The following is a 526-nucleotide window of genomic DNA, read 5'->3' on the forward strand; positions in this document are numbered from 1 at the left end:
CTAAAACACTTTGACGACCACAAAGAAGTGCAAAATATCGACCTAATGATTCTGGCTGACTTCTGTCGTAACTGCTTAGCAAAATGGTACATGGCCGCTGGCGAAGAGCAAAGTGTTGAAATTGACTATGATCAGGCGCGTAAAGCCGTTTATGGTATGCCTTATTCTGAATGGAAAGAGAAGCATCAATTGAAGGCAACGCCTCAGCAGCTCGAAGCTTTTGAAGCGAAGCAGAAGTAAATCACTCCTGCCTAAATTTCTAGACCCAAATGCTTCTTGGCAGCTTTGACCAGCTTTGGGTCGAGAGCGGGTGGTGTGATATCAACACCTTTCACAAGCTGATCATTCAGCTTCTGCATGACAGCAACTCGCATGCTCCACTTATGATTAGCGGGTACTACGTTCCAGGGTGATGCTTCGGTACTAGTGAAACGGAACATATCGTTGCTTGCGTGTGTGTAATCGTCCCATTTTAGCCTATTTCGGATGTCTTCTTCTGTTAGCTTCCATTGCTTTTCTGGTGTGT

At 45.2% G+C, this 526-nt stretch carries 1 protein-coding gene and 1 pseudogene; one reads left to right on the top strand and one right to left on the bottom strand.

Going from position 1 to position 526, the window contains the following annotated elements:
• Positions 1-240, top strand: a 240-nt coding sequence (locus tag A3761_RS06805; protein ID WP_068750019.1) for a DUF1244 domain-containing protein, incomplete at its 5' end; no start/stop codon positions are given.
• Positions 241-251: 11 nt separating this feature from the next.
• Here A3761_RS06805 and A3761_RS06810 read toward each other — a convergent pair.
• Positions 252-526 (bottom strand): annotated as a pseudogene (locus A3761_RS06810) (polyphosphate kinase); the annotation flags it as partial.

The sequence above is a fragment of the Oleiphilus sp. HI0123 genome, from assembly GCF_001635315.1.